Origin of the sequence: Providencia sp. PROV197 (genome assembly GCF_028479625.1) — a bacterium.
GTDB lineage: Bacteria > Pseudomonadota > Gammaproteobacteria > Enterobacterales > Enterobacteriaceae > Providencia > Providencia vermicola.
Map to the genome: position 1 here is coordinate 1 of NZ_JAMPNZ010000017.1, position 15,877 is coordinate 15,877.

The 15,877-nt window shown below is 41.5% G+C and carries 11 protein-coding genes; all 11 read left to right on the forward strand.

The window, feature by feature from the left end:
• Positions 1-594: 594 nt before the first annotated feature.
• The 11 genes from PR808_RS20645 to rodZ all read left to right on the forward strand — a co-directional run bounded on the left by PR808_RS20645 (position 595) and on the right by rodZ (position 15,850).
• Positions 595-1,338, forward strand: coding sequence for an MFS transporter (locus PR808_RS20645; protein WP_336298568.1), 744 nt, complete (start codon positions 595-597; stop codon positions 1,336-1,338).
• A gap of 48 nt (positions 1,339-1,386) precedes the next feature.
• A complete protein-coding gene (locus tag PR808_RS20650; RefSeq protein WP_336298569.1) occupies positions 1,387-1,761 on the forward strand; it encodes a hypothetical protein in 375 nt (124 codons plus the stop codon).
• 40 nt (positions 1,762-1,801) lie between these two features.
• Entirely contained in the window at positions 1,802-2,605 is an 804-nt protein-coding gene (locus PR808_RS09655) for a helix-turn-helix transcriptional regulator (protein WP_206082458.1), read from the forward strand.
• A 67-nt stretch (positions 2,606-2,672) separates the two neighbouring features.
• Positions 2,673-2,873 carry a Fe-S cluster assembly protein IscX gene (iscX, locus tag PR808_RS09660; protein WP_004912658.1) on the forward strand — a complete coding sequence of 67 codons (201 nt, stop codon included), beginning with the start codon at positions 2,673-2,675 and terminating at the stop codon, positions 2,871-2,873.
• Between the two features lie 172 nt (positions 2,874-3,045).
• Positions 3,046-4,341: an aminopeptidase PepB gene (gene pepB, locus PR808_RS09665; protein ID WP_206082457.1), complete on the forward strand. Its 1,296-nt coding sequence runs from the start codon at positions 3,046-3,048 to the stop codon at positions 4,339-4,341.
• A 126-nt stretch (positions 4,342-4,467) separates the two neighbouring features.
• Entirely contained in the window at positions 4,468-4,920 is a 453-nt protein-coding gene (locus PR808_RS09670) for an enhanced serine sensitivity protein SseB C-terminal domain-containing protein (protein ID WP_225819013.1), read from the forward strand.
• Positions 4,921-5,236: 316 nt separating this feature from the next.
• Positions 5,237-10,276 (forward strand): alpha-2-macroglobulin family protein, encoded by a 5,040-nt coding sequence (locus tag PR808_RS09675; RefSeq protein WP_272539198.1) that lies wholly within the window; start codon positions 5,237-5,239, stop codon positions 10,274-10,276.
• Between the two features lie 70 nt (positions 10,277-10,346).
• Positions 10,347-12,668 (forward strand): peptidoglycan glycosyltransferase PbpC, encoded by a 2,322-nt coding sequence (pbpC, locus tag PR808_RS09680; RefSeq protein WP_272539199.1) that lies wholly within the window; start codon positions 10,347-10,349, stop codon positions 12,666-12,668.
• Positions 12,669-12,947: 279 nt separating this feature from the next.
• Positions 12,948-13,373, forward strand: coding sequence for a nucleoside-diphosphate kinase (gene ndk / locus PR808_RS09685; RefSeq protein WP_206082453.1), 426 nt, complete (start codon positions 12,948-12,950; stop codon positions 13,371-13,373).
• 148 nt (positions 13,374-13,521) lie between these two features.
• Complete coding sequence (locus tag PR808_RS09690; RefSeq protein WP_206082452.1) at positions 13,522-14,703, forward strand: bifunctional tRNA (adenosine(37)-C2)-methyltransferase TrmG/ribosomal RNA large subunit methyltransferase RlmN; 1,182 nt, start codon at positions 13,522-13,524, stop codon at positions 14,701-14,703.
• Between the two features lie 199 nt (positions 14,704-14,902).
• Positions 14,903-15,850, forward strand: coding sequence for a cytoskeleton protein RodZ (gene rodZ / locus PR808_RS09695; protein WP_206082451.1), 948 nt, complete (start codon positions 14,903-14,905; stop codon positions 15,848-15,850).
• The last annotated feature ends 27 nt before the right edge of the window (positions 15,851-15,877 follow it).

Sequence of the window (15,877 nt, forward strand, 5' to 3'; positions counted from 1 at the left end):
CGCTGTAGCGTTGTTGGCTTCTTTCGCTAACTCGGGTCACATGCTTTTGTATGCATCCCGAGATACTCTTAATCACGGCCTAGCTACAACGTGAATTATTTAAAAAATCCAAACGCTCATCATACTTCATGCTGTAGCGTTGTTGACTTCTTTCGCTAACCCTAGTCACATACTTTTGTATGCTCCTAGGGATTAGCTCAATTTGCCGCCTAGCGACAACACTAGCCATTTAAATAATTAACATTAAATAGCCATTAATAAATATTCATATATATGCTAATGGTTATTTTAAAATATTTAAAAAATAAATTATGTTTTCTTATGGTAATTTTATTTTTAGATGACGAGCCATTTTTACTATTTGCATTAAATATAATAATGAAATTATTTTATATGCAACTACTGTTTTTAATTTTATTTCTTTTTTTAGTTTAATGGGTTAATAGGGTTGGTTAAATTTTTACTTTTTATATTTTATTTGTTGTGTTATAGGTAATATCGATATTGGGAAGTGTCTTTTAAGTTAAAATATAATAATTTAATTTCCATGTAAATACCAATGCAATAATTTTAAATATAAAAAGGAATTTTAACATGAAATGGAAGTATCGGTTTGGTGCAGTAGCGGGTAATACACTTGAATATTATGATATTGCAGTATTTGCCGCAATATCGGGTTATCTCAGCGCTGAATTAGAACGACTAGGCTATAACCAAGCCACAGAAATGGTATGGGGAATATTTGCATTACGCTTTATTGCTCGGCCTGTTGGTGGGTATATAATAGGTCGCTATGCACAAAAATCAGGAAAAAAATCAGCGTTGATATTGACAGGGATAATAACGGGTACAGCAACATTATGTATGGCACTACTTCCAATTGAGTTATTAGCTAATTATACTCCCATTATTATTTTAATTTTACAGATGGCTCTCTCATTTAGTTTTGGTGGTGAATATCCCTCGTTATCTACTTATTTACTTAATGATGCAAAAAAAGAAGAAATAGGCCGGATATCAGCAATTATTAATTGTAGTTCAACGCTAGGGATTATCCTTTCACTAGGTATCGTCTTCATTCTTGAGAATGTGCTGGAAGCACAGGTAATGCAGACAATAGGATGGAGAATCCCTCTATTTTTAGGTGTTTTAAATATCATTATTAGTTTCTGGTTTCGTGTTAAACTACCAGAGTCTATAGCTCAAGATACAAATAAGCTATCTATTAGTTATGCTAATATTGGTTATGTTTTTTTATTAACTATTCCAGGTAGTATTATTTTCTTTGTGCAAAATGTATCAACGCCTATTTTTCTTGAAAAAGTGAATATTATATAAAATAGAACAACGTATGGGTTAATGTTTTCAACTTTGTTATTGGTGAGCATGCTATTTTTTGGATGGTTTGCTGATAAATATAGTAATCCCAAAAAAATATATAACTTGGGTGTGGCTTGTATGTTGGTTTTATCTATTCCACTTTTCTTCTTAATAAATAGTCGAGTTATAGAGCTAATAATATTAGCTCAGATTATAATAACATTATATGCAGCTATGGTGTTATCTAATAGTACGTATATGTTGTTTTATGCATCTGAAGGTAATGTGATAAATTTTGCAATAGGATTTAATCTGGCGGTAACTATGCTTGGGGGCATTACACCATTGATAACATCCTATCTAGCCGATATTAATTTAATTTATATAGGTGTATTTTTAACATTCTGTGGTGGTGTTAGATTTATTGCTTTTCGTAGATAAATAATGGTAAGTCAATTTTAAACTTTGCATAGGTAAATAAATGAATATAGAAAGCATAGTGTTAGAAAAAACCTTTTCAGATTTTAGTAATGAATTTTCAAAATACTTCGATTGGAATGACATTGATTTAACTTTTTTCTCTGTTGATATTAAAAAAAAGGAATACTATATATCATCAAGTAACTATGAATGGCAATTACTTTGTTGGGCAGATGATCTGGACCTTTTAATTTCTGAACGATTAAAATCGAGTATTCAATATTGGAGTAATTACTCAGATGCTTACGCAGAAACACTAAAAAAAACAGAAAAAAATCAATTTAAAATAGATATTTGCAGTAGATATGACGACATTTTTGAAATTACGACTATTAATGCTAAAAAGCAATTTAGTTTATCTGAAATATTAGCAATTTATAAATATCGTCCTATTATTGCGGACTACTCCCACTATACATGGAAAAAAAATCCAGAAATTGCATTACCGATGAGAGCGAATATCAATGATGATAATGGGTTGTTAGGTAAAACTAAAAATCTTGCTGATGAATTTATCAATACACATAAGCACATGCGCTTTGGTAATATTCGTTTTACGCGAAAAGAAATGATAACCATAAGGTTACTGCTTTCGCACTGTAGGGTAAAAGAAATCAGTTATATTCAAGGCTGCTCTGAAGCCAGTGAAAATAAGCGAATACAAAACATCAAAGAAAAGTTGGGCTGCCCTTATGTATCATCAAGCGGCTTGTTTACTGCATTAAAAGAACAAGGTATTACGTTGGCATGTCTGGAGACACTTATCGATTTACCTCTTACAAATAGTATAATGAAGAATAAATGAAGGGCCATTGATATGACTCAATGGAGTATAATTTGAAAAACAATTATTCGTATAATGAGAGAAAAACATGAGTTTAAAATGGTCAAATAGCCGTGAAATCGGCGAAGCACTGTATGACGCGTTTCCAGATGTCGACCCTAAAACAGTTCGTTTTACGGATATGCACCAATGGATTTGCGACTTAGAAGAGTTTGATGATGACCCGCAAAAGTCGAATGAAAAAATCCTAGAAGCTATCTTGTTAGTTTGGCTGGATGAGTTCGAATAATTAGCAATTAATATTAAAGACCGAGCAATCATTAGAAAATGTGCTCGGTTTTTTATTTTATATCAGCACTATAATGATATCGCTAACGCTATTTATCGGTTAAGGTAAAGGCATCTGCCGATAGATTATTGGGCTTTTGCTGTCGGTAAAAATAGACAAAGTGAGAAAAACGATGACAAAACAAATTATGCCAGTAATGATTTCTTGTGAGCCAGCAGCACCTTGTTGGGGTGAGGGCGCATTGTTAAGCTCTGGCGATAAAGGAATGACAATCCACCTGAAGCACGCTGGTAAACTTTGTGCAGTGCAAAGTGCGGGTCGCAAATTAGACGGCCAGGGTATCCGCAATGTTGCACTGACTGGCGAGGGTTGGGATTTAGAAAAAAGTTGGGCATTTTGGCAAGGTTTTCGTGCACCCAAAGGGGCAAGAACCATTGAATGGCCTGTATTGCCAGAGGATGACCGTAAAGAATTAGAAAACCGCATTCGCACCGTGGATTGGGTGCGCGATGTGATTAATGCGCCCGCAGAAGAACTCGGCCCTGAACAATTGGCTCAACGTGCTATCGATTTACTCTGTACCGTTGGTGCGCAAGACATTAGCTATCGTATTGTAAAAGGTGATGATTTATTAGAACAAGGTTATGCAGGTATTCATACCGTCGGTCGTGGCTCTAGCCGCCCACCTGTATTCTTAGCATTAGATTATAATCCAGGAGCAAGCCCTGATGCGCCCGTATTTGCGGCATTAGTGGGTAAAGGAATTACGTTCGATTCAGGTGGTTATAGCATCAAGCCATCCTCTTCTATGAACTCTATGAAAGCGGATATGGGCGGGGCAGCAACACTAGCTGGCGCACTAGCATTAGCCATTTCACGCGGCTTGAAAAAACGTGTCAAAATGTTCTTGTGCCTAGCAGACAACATGGTCAGCGGCAATGCATTTAAATTAGGCGATATTATTCGCTACCGTAATGGTAAATCTGTTGAAATCATGAACACGGATGCAGAAGGTCGTTTAGTCCTTGCAGACGGTTTGATTGATGCAAGCAAAGAAAAACCAACACTTATCATTGATGCAGCAACCTTAACGGGCGCAGCAAAAACAGCCGTAGGTGGCGATTACCACAGCGTTTTAAGCTTTGATGATAAATTAGTTGCCGATTTAATGAGTGCTTCTGATGCAGAGTTTGAACTATTTTGGCGCTTGCCACTAGCAGAGTTCCATCGCCAGCAATTACCGTCTGGTTTTGCAGATTTGAACAACATTGCTGCGCCATCACACACGGCAGGGGCAAGTACAGCAGCAGCGTTTTTATCCCACTTTGTTGAAAACTACCGTCAAAATTGGGTACATATTGACTGCTCTGCAACGTACCGTAAATCGCCAGTTAGCTTATGGGCTGAGGGCGCAACAGGTATAGGTGTGAGAACATTAGCGAATTTATTAATCAGTAAAGCAAAATAAATTGCGATTATTGATATCAGGCACGAAGGGGAAACTTTCCGTGCCTATTTTTTATCTCAACAATTTTTTACCTCAACAAAAGTACGCGTATAATAAACGATTATTTTTTCATGGTAGGGGATGAGCATGTCGCAGCAATCGAACAATCATAATGCGAACCAAGAAACTGAGATCCAATTTACAGAGTTAACGGTGCCGAAAGGTTCCTCGTTGAAATTAAGTGTGTTAGATGAAGAGCCACAAGCGATTGTCGATGCGCTGACTGAGTTCTTTAAGCAACATAAGGTCGTCAGACGGGCTTTTATGGTGTCAGCGCTTGAAGATGAAGAGGGTGACGAAAACCCTATTTTAATGATTGCATTGGAATTTACCACTGGCGCAGAGAATATCGATACAATTATTCATGAAGCAGGTACATTAGCTTGTGAGTATTTAAATGATGATGAATCGATTGATTTTTGTGTGGTCAATGAACATGAAAAAGGTATTAGTCATTTTATTACTCAACATGTTCAGCCGTTTTATCAGCGCCGTTTAGGCAGTTTTTTACGTGACACTATCCCTGTAAAAAATACCTGATAAAATCACGTATTGAGTGGGGAAACTGTATTTTCTCACTCATAAACAGATTATTGATAATTAATTATACGTATATTTCACTTCCTTTTTATAAAATATCCCGCATTCCCACTGTTTTAGCCCCTGATAGTTTTTTCCGTTTTGTCTGATAGGTCTTTTGATCACATTCTGTTAAATTATGTTGATGAATGAAACAAATATCTATCGTTTTCATTTATGCATAATCTAAAGCCATTCTAAATGCATAATGGGTTTTAACTTCCTGTTAATACCTTAAAAAAAAGAATATTTCTAACTAATTAAAGGGCGGGCGGTAATGAAACAACAATCTAGTTGGGCTTCATTGGCGGGTCTAAAAACGAAAAAACGCTATATTGCAATCGCATTAGCATCGGTCGTGGCATTATCTGGTTGTGATGACACCGCGAAAGAGCCAACCACAAAAGAAAACAATGTTGCATCGTCGACAGAAAATCAAACCAAAACGGCACCCGTTGCGGAGCAAAAAAAAACAGCACCAAAACTTTCCACTGAAGAGTTAGTTAAAAAATACGCAGGGAAAGATTTAACGGTACTGGATGCGTCTGAATTGCAGCTTGATGGTGCAAGTGCGATGGTCATTACCTTCTCTGTTCCGCTACAAGCAAATCAAGATTTCGGGCAGTTTGTGAACCTGATTGATGTGAAGTCAGGGAAATTAGATGGTGCTTGGGAACTGTCTGATAATCAAATGGAACTGCGTTTTCGCCATTTACCGCCGTCAAAAGAATTAAACCTTACTATTAATCCAGGTATTAAAGCGGTTAATGAGCGCACTATTTCTGAAACGTTCGATAAAAAGTTCACCACGGCGCAAATCATTCCTACCGTTGGCTTTGCAAGTAAAGGTTCTTTATTACCAAGTAAAGTGGCACAAGGCTTGCCTGTTATTGCGCTGAATGTCGATAAAGTGGATGTGAATTTCTTCCGTGTGGATGAAAAACAGTTACCGCAATTTTTAGCTCAGTGGCAATACCGCAGTAACTACGAGTATTGGTACTCCGAAGAATTTCTTGATAAGGTTGAACTGGCCTATACAGGGCGTTTTGATTTAAATCCAGATAAAAATACCCGCCAGACCATTTTATTGCCACTGAAAGACATCAAAGAACTTCAGCAAGATGGCGTGTACCTTGCAATCATGCAAAAAGCGGGTTCATACAGCTATCAATTCCCTGCGACAGTATTCACTTTAAGTGATATTGGCGTATCGCTGCACAGCTACCAAGACCGTGTGGATATTTTCACTCAGTCATTAGCTAAAGGTTCCGCAATTAAAGGCGTGGAATTGCGTATTTTGGATGAAAAAGGCCAATTAGTGACCAAAGGTACCACTGATGGTGACGGTCATGCGCAATTAGATAAATTGGCTGGCGGCAAGTTGTTACTGGCAACCCATGATGGGCAAACCAGTATGATCGATTTAACACAACCTGCGTTGGACCTTTCTGAATTCGATATTTCAGGGCCTGAAGGTTTTGCAAAACAATTCTTTACCTTTGGCCCTCGTGATTTGTATCGTCCTGGTGAATTATTGCTAGTAAATGGTTTGCTGCGTGATGGTGATGGTAACCCTGTTAAATCTCAGCCTGTTAAAGTTGACATCTTGAAAACCGATGGGCAAGTGGTGCGCAGCTTTGTTTGGCAACCTGAGGAAAACCAAAATGGGTTATATCAATACCAATTTGAAATTCCAAAAAATGCCGAAACTGGTGGCTGGTCATTACGCTTTGATTTAGGGGATGGCTCACCTCAGCGTTACTATAAGTTCAATGTTGAAGATTTTATGCCAGAACGCATGGCATTAGAAATCGTTGGCAGTGATGTGGCGCGTTTAACCACTCAGTCTGTTGATTTTGATATTCAAGGTCGTTATTTGTATGGTGCACCAGCGGCGAGCAATGAGCTGCAAGGGCAAATACTCCTGAAAGCGAACCGTGAAGCTGTCGCAAAATTGCCAGGTTTTGAATTTGGTGCCGTCAATGAAGAAGGCTTACCACGTAAGTTGGATGAATTTGACCTAACACTCGATAGCAATGGTGAAACGGTTATTTCTATCCCAAATAGCAATTGGAGTTCGACTCGTTCACCAATTTCTGCGGTTTTACAGGCCAGCTTATTAGAAGCGGGTGGTCGCCCTGTGACGCGCCGTGCGGAACAAGCGATTTGGCCAGCGGAAAAACTGGTGGGTATTCGCCCATTATTCGCGAAAAAAGAAATCTATGATTATCGCACCGACCGTTATGTGAAACGCCATAATGTGGACGAAAATTCACTGGCGGAGTTCGAATTAGTTATGGCGGATGCGGCGGGTAATAAACTAGCTGCTGACAACTTAACCGTGCGTTTAGTGTATGAGCGCCGCGATTATTACTGGAGTTGGTCTGAAAGTGGTGGTTGGTCATCCAATTACGACCAAAAAGATTTAGTGATGGCGAATGAAAATATCGCGATTGCAAAAGACGGTACTGCCAAAGTCTCGTTCCCTGTGGATTGGGGCGCGTTTCGCATTGAAGTGCTGAATCCAGAAAACCAGTTAGTCTCTAGCCTGCAATTCTGGGCGGGCTATTCATGGCAAGATAACACTGGCGGCAGCGGTTCTGTGCGCCCTGACCAAGTGAAATTAAGCCTGAACAAACCCGCTTATTTACCAGGTGAAAAGGCGAAAGTTCGCATTGAATCACCAAAAGCAGGTAAAGGTTACGTTCTACTTGAATCGAGCAATGGCCCTCTGTGGTGGGAAGAGATAGATGTGCCTGAAAAAGGCTTAGACGTTGAAGTACCTGTGAATAAAGAGTGGGCACGTCATGATTTATATATTTCAGCTGTTGTCGTTCGCCCAGGTGATGACTCGAAAGAAGCCACCGTTAAGCGTGCTGTAGGTGTGCTGCATCTGCCGATTGCGGATGAAAACCGTAAAATTGCTTTAGCGTTAACGTCGCCAGATAAAATGCGCCCGAACCAAGACTTAACGGTGAAGATTAAAGCGACAGCGCAAGATGGCAAGCCACTTCCTGAAAAAGTGAATGTGCTGTTATCTGCGGTGGATACGGGTGTACTGAATATCACCGATTTCAAAACGCCAGACCCATACGACGCATTCTTTGGTCGTAAGCGTTACAGTGTTGACCAATATGACGTTTATGGTCATCTGATTGAAGGGCAAGGTAAAGTTGCGAACCTACGTTTTGGTGGTGATAGCGAAGAGGCTGCGCTGGAACGGGGTGGCATGAAGCCACTGACAGAAGTGCAGATTATCGCTGAGCAAGCCAAGCCTGTCACATTGGATAAAAATGGGGAAGGGGAAGTCTCCCTCGCAATCCCTGATTTTAATGGTGAACTGCGTGTGATGGCACAAGCGTGGAATGAAAAAGATTTCGGCCATGCAGATAGCAAAGTGATTGTTGCCGCACCGTTAGTGACGCAAATGTCGATGCCACGTTTTATGGCGGGTGGTGATAAATCCTATTTCGCCCTCGACCTGACTAACATGACAGACAACACGCAAAACCTGACCGTGAATTTCAAAGCGTCAGGCATGGTGAAGTTGGATGGTGTGACGAGCCGTGAATTAGCGCTTCCAAAAGGTAAGCGCACGACAATCAATTTACCTGTCAAAGCTGACTATGGTTTTGGTCAAGGTGAAGTGTCGATGACCATTAATGGCATGAAGATTGACGGGGAAGCGAACAAAGATTACAGCAACAGCTGGAAAGTGGGCGTGCGTCCTGCTCAACCTGCGGAAACTGTAGCGTTTGCAACCGCAATTGAACCCGGTACAGTGTGGTCATTACCAACGAATCAAATAGCGGCATTGAACCCTGAAACTCTGGAAGGGCAAGTGCTGTTAACTAGCCGTCCACCGTTAGATATTTCTCGTTATATTCGCGAGCTATTTGCGTATCCATACGGTTGTCTTGAGCAAACTATCAGTGGTCTGTATCCGTCATTGTTCTCCACACAAGCGGAGCTGAACAAGTTAGGGATTAAAACGCAAACAGATGCGGATCGCCATAAAGCGATTGAAATTGGTATTCCACACCTGTTAAGCATGCAACGCGGCGATGGTGGCTTCTCTTTATGGGATAGAAACGGCCGTGAAGAATACTGGTTAACGGCTTATGCCGCAGATTTCTTAAACAAAGCGAATCAACGTGGCTTCACTGTTCCGCAAGATGCACTGAGCAACGCCAATACGCGTCTGTTAAGTTACTTGCAAGATGGTAATCAAATCAATTACCCATACACTGACAACCAGCCGGCTGCACGTTTTGCGACACAGGCGTATGCAGGTTTAGTGTTAGCATCACAGCAAAAAGCACCATTAGGGGCATTGCGCCAACTGTATAGCCAAAGTAACAATGCAATCAGCGGGTTACCATTGGTTCAGTTAGGGGTGGCATTAAATCTGATGGGGGATAAATCCCGTGGTGAAAGTGCGATTATTGAGGGCTTGAAAAAACAACGTACTGGTTATAACTATATTGGTGATTACGGCTCAACCATTCGTGATGATGCGATGATCATTGCGTTATTAAATGAATATAATTTGATGCCGAAATCCCGTGACCAAAAACTGCAAACGCTGTCAAATAACCTGACTTCGCAACGTTATTTCTCAACTCAAGAAAGCAATGCATTGTTCTTAGCAGGGCGTTTCTACTTGAATGAGTCTGAAGCGCCGTGGAAAGCGTTAATTAACGGGCAAGAACCGCCGATGATTTCGGACAAACCTGTTAGTGAGTTCTTAAGTAAAGGCCAAATTCAAAACGGCTATAGCATTGAAAACAGTGGCACAAACACATTGTATACGCGCCTGAATGTGGTGGGTTATCCACAACGTTCACCGAAACCAATGTCGAATGTACTAGGGATTCAACGCAGTTACTTTGATATGAAAGGTAACCGTATTTCACTGGATAGATTAAGAAGCGGTGAAATGGTGGTGGTGAAACTGGAAGTTCAAGCATCGCAAAGCGTGCCAGATGCACTAGTCGTAGATTTGCTGCCTGCGGGCTTAGAGTTGGAAAACCAAAACTTAGCCAATAGCAGCGCGAATTTAAGTGAATCAGCACCGAATTTGCAAGAACTGATTGATGACATGCAACAATCACAAATTCGTCATATGGAATACCGTGACGATCGCTTTGTGGCTGCCGTTGAGGTTCAGCAGTATCGCCCAACAACCTTGGTTTACTTAGCGCGTGCCGTGACACCAGGTGTGTATAGCATCCCTGTCCCACAAGTTGAGTCAATGTATGTCCCTGATTGGCGTGCAACTGGCTACTCAGAAGGGCAAGTCGAAATCGTTCGCTAATTATCACCTTAGGCCCTTATGTTGTGGAATATAAGGGCTTTTCTTTACTTCTTTTTCGGTACACCCATCAATGAAAAAATGGTTACGTCGCACAGGCATTACGTTCTTGTCTTTGGTCATTTTGCTGCCGTTATTATTTTTAGCAGCAGATAAAATTTGGCCTTTGCCAATCAAACAGATCGAAATGGCACGAACCGTTGTGGCCGCTGATGGCACACCACTGTGGCGTTTTGCGGATAAAGACGGAATTTGGCGTTTTCCTGTCAAAATTGATGAGGTTTCCCCTGATTTTATCGAAGCGCTATTAACTTACGAAGACCGTCATTTTTATCGTCACCCTGGCGTAAACCCATTTTCATTAGTGCGTGCGGCAGGGCAGTTTGTTAGCTCAGGGCGAATTGTATCTGGTGGTAGTACCATTTCCATGCAAGTGGCACGGCTTATCGACCCCCATGAACGTACTCTGGGGGGAAAATTAAAGCAATTGTGGCGAACGGCTCAACTGGAATATCATTATTCGAAAGATGATATTCTCGAAATGTATTTAAACCGTGCGCCTTATGGGGGCACGATAGAAGGTATTGGTGCGGCAAGCTGGGTGTATTTGAATAAATCCCCTGCCAAGCTTACTGCCAGTGAAGCGGCATTATTTGCAGTGCTACCACAAGCACCAAGCCGCTTACGACCAGACCGCTATCCAGAAAGGGCACAAGCGGCGCGAGATAAAGTGCTGGATAGACTTGAAGAATACCAAGTCTGGAGCCACGAAAAAGTGGCGGATATTAAGCAAGAGCAAATTTGGCTCGCACCACGTAAAAACCCACATTCTGCCCCGCTGTTGGCTCGACGAGTGACCAAAGATGCTCAAGAGTCGATCATTGAAACGACCATTGATGCCAGTTTACAGAGTCAACTGGAAGACATGGCAATGAACTGGAAAAACCAACTTCCCAAGCAAACTTCCTTGGGGATTTTAGTGGTCGATCACACTGATATGGCGGTGAAAGCCTATATAGGTTCGATAGATTTCCAAGATAATAGCCGTTTTGGTCATGTAGATATGGTCAGCGCTTGGCGTTCTCCAGGCTCGACATTAAAACCGTTTTTATATGCGCTAGCGATGGATGATGGCCTGATCCACGCTGAATCATTGCTACAGGACGTGCCTAGGCGTTTTAATGATTACCGACCAGGTAACTTTGATAGCGGTTTTAACGGCCCTGTGAGCGTGAGTGATGCGCTGGTGCGCTCATTAAACTTGCCCGTAGTGCAACTATTAGATGTGTATGGCAGCAAACGCTTTACCGCACAACTGCGTAACGTGGGTACTGAATTACGTTTCCCTGTGGGCAGTGAGCCAAATTTGTCGTTGATTTTAGGCGGTACAGCAACGCGGATGGAAGACTTGGTGTCAGCTTATAGTGCGTTTGCACGCAAAGGTAATGTATCGCCGCTGCGTTTTAAACCGACGGATGAAATTCGCGATAGGGCATTGATGTCGCCAGGAGCTGCATGGATTGTCCGTCGTATTATGGGAGGAGAGGCACGTCCAGTTCCAGAGGCTAATTTATCAGGGCAACTGAACTTAGCTTGGAAAACAGGGACAAGTTACGGTTACCGAGATGCATGGGCGATAGGTGTCAATCCGCGATATACCATCGGGGTTTGGGTTGGAAGACCTGATGCCACTCCCGTCGCGGGGCAATTAGGCGTTGCAACGGCCATCCCGATTATGAACCAAGTCAATGGCATGTTATTGAGCCGAATTTACCTCTCTCATGAGACGCTACCAAAAGATACTAAGCCCGCAAGTGTTAGCCAAGCGGTGATTTGTTGGCCAGGGGGGACGGCGTTATTAAAAGACGATAACAATTGCCGTCAGCGGCGTTTAAGTTGGGTTTTGGATAACACCATCCCGCCAACATTAATGGCGCGTGATCAAGAGTCATTATTAGGGCTAAGGCAAAAAATTTGGGTCAATGACCAAGGTTTACAAGTAGCAGCAGATTGTCCAAAGGCTCAAGAAAAAGAGGTGCATTTGTGGCCAATTACGGTTGAGTCTTGGTTGCCTTCAAGTGAAAAACGTGAAAATCGTCTACCAAAAGCCGATTTAAGCTGCCCGCCATTGAAATTAGAAATGCCACCGTTATTGATTTCGGGTGTGCGTGATGGGGAAGTTTTACAGCGCTTGCCAGGGAAAACTAGCTTGGATTTACGCTTAGTCACACAAGGTGGGCAAGGGCAGAAATGGTGGTTCTTAAATGGTGAACAAGTGAACTCCACTGAGCAAAATGGCTCTATTTTGCTCACACTCGAAAAAAGCGGAAATTACCAAATATCTGTTTTAGATTTAAGCGGGCAAGTCACCGCGCTAAACTTTAGAGTTAAGTAACAGAGGAAAAACGTGACTTACCCGAAAAAATAGTGTTTTTTGCTATAAAAACTTTAACAAAATGTTGTTGTGACTGTAGGAAATTGTAATCAGAGCCCCTATAATCAACGCCTTATTTTTCTTTTTCCTAGGTGCGCTGATTTTTAGAGGCAAAAACCCTAATATCCGAATTAGAAATAATATAAAAAACTACAACATGCCCCTATTTTACGTTCTTGCATCCTAACTTACAGGGAAGAGCAAAGAATAAAGGCCTAATAAATCGCTAAGAGGTTATTTATGACTGTTCAACGTACATTTTCTATTATTAAACCAAACGCTGTGAAGAAAAACGTGATTGGTGCTATCTACAACCGTTTCGAAAGCGCGGGCTTCAAAATCATTGCTGCTAAAATGATGCATTTAACGCGTGAACAAGCTGAAGGCTTCTACGCTGAACACAAAGGCCGTCCTTTCTTTGATGGTCTGGTTGAATTCATGACTTCTGGCCCAATCATGCTGCAAGTGTTAGAAGGCGAAAATGCAATTCAACGTCACCGTGACCTGATGGGCGCAACTAATCCAGACAACGCATTAGCGGGTACTTTACGCGCTGACTACGCAGACAGTTTCACAGAGAACGCAACTCACGGTTCAGATTCTGAAGAGTCTGCCGCACGTGAAATCGCGTATTTTTTCACTGCTGATGAAATCTGCCCACGTTAATAAACGTGCATTAGCATTATTGTTGTAAAGTTTGTACAATGCCACGCCCTGCTATAATTTAGCAGGGCGCTTATATTTTTAAGACTACTCAAAATCTACGTCGTGCTGAACTCAGCACTGCCGAAAGTGTAACAACGAGGCAATACACATGTCCGATATGACGACTGATGCACAATGTGCAACATCTTCCGCTATTTCTGTCACACCAGAAAAAACGAATCAAAAAGTTAACTTACTCGATTTAAATCGCAAGCAAATGCGTGAATTTTTCGCACAAATGGGCGAGAAACCGTTCCGTGCCGATCAGGTTATGAAATGGATTTACCACTACTGCTACGATGATTTCGAGCAAATGACGGATATCAACAAAGTCCTTCGTGCCAAGTTACAAGAAGTGGCTGAAATTCGCGCTCCTGAAGTGGCAGATGAACAACGTTCATCGGATGGCACCATCAAATGGGCGATTAAAGTTGGCGATCAACTGGTTGAAACGGTATACATTCCAGAGGCTGATCGTGCAACATTGTGTGTCTCATCCCAAGTGGGTTGTGCGCTGGAATGTAAATTCTGTTCGACAGCGCAACAAGGTTTCAACCGTAATCTGCGTGTTTCCGAAATTATCGGTCAAGTTTGGCGTGCCGCAAAAATTATTGGTTCACTAAAATCCAGTGGACGCCGCCCAATTACAAACGTTGTGATGATGGGAATGGGTGAACCATTACTTAACTTAAACAATGTTGTTCCTGCGATGGAAATCATGTTAGACGATTTTGGTTTTGGTTTATCAAAACGCCGAGTCACGATTTCAACGTCAGGTGTCGTTCCTGCGCTGGATAAACTCGGTGATATGATTGATGTGGCATTGGCGATTTCACTGCATGCACCAACTGATGATATTCGTGATGATATTGTTCCAATTAATAAAAAATACAATATCGAAACCTTCCTCAATAGTGTGAATCGCTACCTGACAAAATCGAATGCGAATGCAGGCCGTGTCACTGTTGAGTATGTGATGCTCGACCACGTGAATGATAGCGTAGAACAAGCGCACCAGTTGGCCGAATGTTTAAAAAACACACCAAGCAAAATTAACTTGATCCCATGGAACCCATTCCCAGGAGCACCATATGGTCGAAGTTCGAACAGTCGTATCGATCGTTTTTCTAAAGTGTTGATGGAATACGGGTTTACGACTATAGTTCGTAAGACTCGTGGTGATGATATCGATGCAGCTTGCGGTCAATTAGCTGGCGATGTGATCGATAGAACCAAGCGAACGTTGAAAAAACGCTTAGCAGGGGAACCTATCCAAGTAAAATCAGTCTGATTTATAGATATTATCCAATAAGTGAGTTAGGTAATGTTTCAAGGCGTTTTTACGTTAGGCAAAACGCCTTTGTTCACCTACAATAGTGAAGCAATAAGATAAATTTAATTGTTGTTTCAGAACTATGATAAATTCTGACGAATAGAGCTTATAAATATTTGCTTTATATTTTTTAACTTGGAAATAGTGTTGCCAGCAAATGACTATCGAAAATAATACCGAACAAACTACAGTCACTGTAGGACAATTATTAGCGCAGGCACGTCAGCGCATGGGGCTAACGCAAGATATTGTTGCAGAACGATTATGCCTTAAAACCAGTACGGTAAAAGAGATAGAAGAAGACATTGCTCCTGCTGGTGTTGAACCCACTTTTTTACGTGGTTATATTCGTTTATATGCGCGGATGGTTGGTGTACCAGAAAGTGATATTAAGGCACTCATGAAAGTGGAAGAGCCTATCCCTCTGGCGAAAGTATCACCAATGCAAAGCTACTCGTTGGGTAAAAAACGCAAAAAACGCGAAGGTTGGTTAATGAAACTGACGTGGTTGATTGTGATTATCTTGATAGCAATGGTAGGTATTTGGTGGTGGCAAGACCACAACGCGCAAAAAGATGAATTAGTCTCAATGGCAAATCAAAGTGATTTGGTTTTGTCTCAACAAGACAACAACACAACACCTGTTGAATTACCGAATCCAATCGATGATCCTTCAATTACAGTGGGAACAGCGGTGTTGGAAAATACGTCAGAAACATTGGCTCCAGAAGGTGCTGTATCAAATAGTGCTTCTGAACAAGCAAACGTGAGAACCATTCCATTACCGAATGCACCTCAATCGACTGTTTCACAAGACCGAACGCAAAATACGCAAACGGAAGAACCTGCACCAGTTAGTAGCAGTGCATTAGTTCTGAATTTTACAGGGCAGTGCTGGTTAGAAGTTCGTGATGCGAATAATAAAATTTTATTCAGTGGCGCTAAAAATAATGGTGATAAACTGGAATTGGATGGCACAGCGCCTTACCGCTTGAATATTGGTGCACCTGCTAATGTCACCGTTCAATTCCAAGGTAATCCTGTTGATTTAAGCCGTTTTATCAAAGCGAAGCGCCCTGCGAAATTCAAGCTGCCAGAAGCTTAAAAAATATTGTAAAGAAGAAGCAAACTA